Source organism: Streptomyces viridosporus, from assembly GCF_002078235.1.
Taxonomy (GTDB): domain Bacteria; phylum Actinomycetota; class Actinomycetes; order Streptomycetales; family Streptomycetaceae; genus Streptomyces; species Streptomyces viridosporus.
The window spans coordinates 1-4,183 of the sequence record NZ_MSGP01000734.1 but is presented as its reverse complement, the minus strand read 5'-3'; the positions used below and the strand labels follow the sequence as shown (position 1 = coordinate 4,183).

General features: G+C 75.2%; 4 protein-coding genes. 3 read left to right on the top strand and 1 reads right to left on the bottom strand.

Annotated features, from left to right (window positions below; translation table 11 throughout):
* Positions 1-42: 42 nt before the first annotated feature.
* The 3 genes from B7L92_RS36755 (at position 43) to B7L92_RS36745 (ending at position 3,175) form a co-directional block, all read left to right on the top strand.
* Positions 43-1,212, top strand: a complete 1,170-nt coding sequence (locus tag B7L92_RS36755) for a sensor histidine kinase (protein WP_081241489.1) — start codon at positions 43-45, stop codon at positions 1,210-1,212.
* A gap of 14 nt (positions 1,213-1,226) precedes the next feature.
* Positions 1,227-1,889, top strand: coding sequence for a response regulator transcription factor (locus tag B7L92_RS36750; RefSeq protein WP_081241488.1), 663 nt, complete (start codon positions 1,227-1,229; stop codon positions 1,887-1,889).
* 128 nt (positions 1,890-2,017) lie between these two features.
* A complete protein-coding gene (locus tag B7L92_RS36745) occupies positions 2,018-3,175 on the top strand; it encodes an ROK family transcriptional regulator (protein WP_016827245.1) in 1,158 nt (385 codons plus the stop codon).
* A gap of 61 nt (positions 3,176-3,236) precedes the next feature.
* Here B7L92_RS36745 and B7L92_RS36740 read toward each other — a convergent pair whose 3' ends face one another.
* Complete coding sequence (locus B7L92_RS36740) at positions 3,237-3,998, bottom strand: GntR family transcriptional regulator (protein ID WP_081241490.1); 762 nt, start codon at positions 3,996-3,998, stop codon at positions 3,237-3,239.
* Positions 3,999-4,183 lie beyond the last annotated feature (185 nt).

Here is a 4,183-nt window from a genome sequence, read left to right as displayed (position 1 = left end):
CGGGGGAGGCCGGTCGTCGGTGGCGGCTGGCACGATGGCGCGATGACCACCGTCCTGCGTCCGCTCCTGCGCGGGGTGACGTACTCCCGCATGTTGCACCTGTGGGTGACCGCACTGCCGTTCAGCATATGGATCTTCATCTATCCGGAGGCCCCGTGGGCGCCCCTGCTCGTGCTGATCCCGCTGGGGCTGGTCCCGGTGGTGCGCAGGGGCGAGGGGATACAGGCCCGGCTGCTGCTGGCACCCGACGAGCGGGAGTCGGAGTTCTCCGAGGAGCCGTCGGCGACCTGGCCGGACCGGTGGCGGACCGTGCTGTGGCTGGCGGCGCGGGTGGTACTGGCGATGGTGACGGGGATCGCCACCATCTGGCTGCCGCTCCTGGCCTACGGCTCGGGGGAAATGGCCATGGGGCACGCGCCGGAGGGCATCCCCTTGCTGGAGGACGCGGCGCCGCACTGGGCCTACGCGCTGCTGATCCCGGTCTTCCTGGTCCTGCTGTACGCGGCGGTGGTGGGGCTCGGCGAGCTGGTCACCGCCGTCGCGCGCCATTTGCTCGGCCCCTCCCCCACCGAACGCCTGGCCGCCCTGGAGGCCAGGACCGAACAGCTCCTGGAGCGCACCCGCATCGCGCGCGAGCTGCACGACTCCATCGGCCACGCCCTGACGGTCGCCGTGGTGCAGGCCGGCGCCGCGCGGGCGGCGGGCGACCCCGCCTTCACCGACCGGGCGCTGGGCGCCATCGAGGAGACCGGTCGGGCCGCCCTGGAGGACCTGGAGCGGGTCCTCGGCGTCCTGCGCGAGGCGCGGAGACCCGTGAGCAGCCGACCCACGCTCACGGACGCGGACCGCCTGCTGGAGTCCGCCCGGGCCTCCGGGGCGAAGGTCGACGCCGAGGTGACCGGGCCGGTGGACACCGTGCCCGGACCGATCTCCCGCGAGGGCTACCGCATCCTGCAGGAGTCGCTGACCAACGCGCTGCGGCACGCGGGGGCGGTCCCCGTGCGGGTCCGGATCCGCGTCGCCGACGGCACCCTGCTCCTGGAGGTCCGCAATCCGCTGCCGGGGGACGTGCCCGGCCCCGGGCGCGGCAGCGGGCTGCGCGGCATACGGGAACGCGCCGCGCTGCTCGGGGGCCGCGCGCGGACCGGGCCGGACGGGGGCGACTGGGCGGTGCGGGTCGAACTGCCGCTGGCCGGGGCCGAGATGCGTTGATCTAGGCTGACCGGATGCCGGTCACCGTTCTGCTCGTCGACGACGAGCCCCTCGTGCGCGCGGGGTTACGCGCCGTTCTGGAAGCGCAGCCCGACATCGAGGTGGTCGGGGAGGCGGCCGACGGGGCGGCGGTGATCCCGCTGGTGCGGCGGCTGCGGCCGGACGTGGTCGCCATGGACGTGCGCATGCCGCTGCTGGACGGGATCGAGGCCACCCGCGCGCTGCTGCGGACGGTCGAGGAGCCGCCGAAGATCCTCGTGGTGACGACGTTCGAGAACGACGAGTACGTCTACGAGGCGCTGCGCGCCGGGGCCGACGGGTTCCTGCTGAAGCGGGCGCGGCCGGCGGAGATCGTGCACGCGGTGCGGCTGGTCGCCGAGGGCGAGTCGCTGCTGTTCCCCGCCTCGGTGCGCCGGCTCGCGGCCGAGTACGGCGACGACGGCGGCAACCGCGCGGCGCGGGACGTGCTGGAGCGGGCGCGGCTGACCGAGCGCGAGGCGGAGGTGCTGCGGCTGATGGCCCGGGGGCTGTCGAACGCGGAGATCGCCGCCCGGCTGGTGGTGGGCACGGAGACGGTGAAGTCGCATGTGAGCGCCGTGCTGGCGAAGCTCGGGGCGCGCGACCGCACGCAGGCGGTGATCGCGGCGTACGAGTCGGGGTTCGTGGCACCGGGATGAGTCGCGTCCCGGGGCGGGTCGGAGCCGCTGCCCCTGGGGCGGACCGCGGGGTTCCGCCCGAAGGTCGCCGGGGCGCGCCGTGCCGAGTACCATCCGGCCCACACGCGCATGAGCTGGGAGGACGGACGGTGGGTCGGCTGACCGGGGGGGACCCCTCGCTGCTGCGAAGGATCAACTCCGCGGTGGTGCTGCACGCGTTGCGGGCCACGGACTGCGCGACGCTGACCGAGGTCACCCGGGTGACGGGTCTGTCCCGGCCGACCGTCGAGGGCGTCGTGGAAGGGCTCATCGAGGCGGGCCTCGTCGTCGAGAAGGCGGCCGAGGAGGGTGCCGCACGGCGGCAGGGGCGGCCGGCGCGGCGGTTCCGCTTCCGTGCGGAGGCCGGACACCTGCTGGGCCTGGAGATCGGCGTGCACCGGGTGGCCGCGCTGCTGGCCGACCTGGACGGCCGGGTGATCGGCGCCCAGGCCAGGGACGTCGACGAGACGGTCGGGGCCGACGAGCGGCTGGAGCGGCTGCGCACCGCCGTCGCCGAGCTGCTGCGCCGGGCCGGTGTCGCGCGCGGCTCCCTGCGGGCGGTGGGCGTGGGCACGCCGGGCATCGTCGAGGCCGACGGGACGGTGCGGCTGGGCACGGCGCTGCCCGGATGGACGGGGCTGGGCCTCGGGGAGCGGCTGCGCCGGTCCTTCAAGTGCCCGGTGCTGGTGGAGAACGACGCCAACGCGGCCGTCGTCGCCGAGCACTGGAAGGGCGCCGCCAAGGAGACCTGCGACGTGGTGTTCGTGCTGGCCGGGCTGAGCCCGGGAGCCGGTTCGCTGATCGGCGGGCGGCTGCACCGGGGGTACAGCGGGGCGGCCGGTGAGATCGGGGCGCTGCACCTGCTGGGCCGGGAGGCGACTCCGGAGACGCTGCTGTCCACCACGGACGAGCCGCTGCACCCGCTCGACGAGCAGGCGGTCGCCGAGGTCTTCGCCCGGGCCCGCGAGGGCGACCGGCGGGCGCTCGCGGCGGTGGACCGCTTCACCCGGCGGCTCGTGCACGACGTGGCGGCGCTGGTGCTGGCCCTCGACCCGGAACTGGTGGTGATCGGCGGCTGGGCGGCCGGCCTGGACGGGGTCCTGGAGCCGCTGCGCCGTGAACTGGCCCGCTACTGCCTGCGCCCGCCGAGGGTCGCCCTGTCCCTCCTCGGGGAGGCGGCGGTGGCGACGGGCGCGCTGCGGCTCGCCCTGGACCACGTGGAGGAGCAGCTCTTCGCGGTGGACGGCACGGTGACGGCGCGTCGGTGAGGAGCCGGTGCGCCGGCCCCGTCGCGCCCGGGGGCGCGGCGGGGCCGGGGCGCGGCGGTTCTCAGGAGGCGGCGCGCTCGGGCCCGTGGTGGATCTCCACGCCGCCGAAGTCGCCGAAGGTCAGCCGGCAGGTGTCCGCGCGGTAGGTGGCCACGGAGAGCGCGGCGGTGCGGCCCCGGGCGATGAAGCGGGTGGTGACGACGAGGACGGGCGCGCCGGGCAGGCGGTCCAGTTCCCTGGCGTCGTCCGCGCGGGCGGAGCCGAGCTCCACGGCGTTCTCCTGCCGCTCCAGTTCCAGGCGCTGCAGTTCGCGCAGCACCGCACGCGCGCGCGCCGCGCCGGACGGTGCGTCGATGCCGGAGAGGTCGGGCACCGATTCGGCCGGGATGTGGAGCAGCTCGGCGGCGACGGGCTGACCGTGCGACACGCGGGAGCGGCGCACGATGTGCACGGGCTCCTCACGGCCGGTCACCAGGGCCTCGGCGACGGCCGCGGGCGGCACCTCGAGCACGCAGTCGAGGGGCTGCCAGGCGTCGTCCGGCCCGCCCGGCCAGGTGTGCTGTGCCGTGCCGACGGAGACGCCCATGCGCGGCGGTGCGACGGTCGTGCCCACACCGCGGCGGCGCTGCAGCCTGCCTTCCAGTTCGAGCTGTTCCAGCGCCTGCCGGAGCGTGGCCCGGGCGACGCCGAAGCGGGCGGCGAGGTCGCGCTCGTTGGGCAGGATCTCGCCCACGGAGAACTCCGAGTCCAGCGCCTCGCTGAGCACGGTCCTGAGGTGCCAGTACTTCGGTTCCGGCACCGTTTCCAGCTGCGTGGTCCCCACCCTGTCCTCCACGATCGCCGTGTCCGGCGGCGTTTTAGCGCCCTTGTTTATTAAAGGTTGTTTCACTTGTCAGCGACGATAGGGGGCGCCCCACCCTTGGTCAATACCAATCCCGGTCCGCTTGCGCGTGGCGTGATCGAACGGGCACGAAGCGTTCGGGACGCGCCGAGGCCCCCGCCGCGGCG

Excerpts from the sequence above, each read along its gene's own strand:
- B7L92_RS36755 (WP_081241489.1), top strand. The coding sequence starts at position 43 with ATGACCACCGTCCTGCGTCCGCTCCTGCGCGGGGTGACGTACTCCCGC.
- B7L92_RS36750 (WP_081241488.1), top strand. The coding sequence starts at position 1,227 with ATGCCGGTCACCGTTCTGCTCGTCGACGACGAGCCCCTCGTGCGCGCG.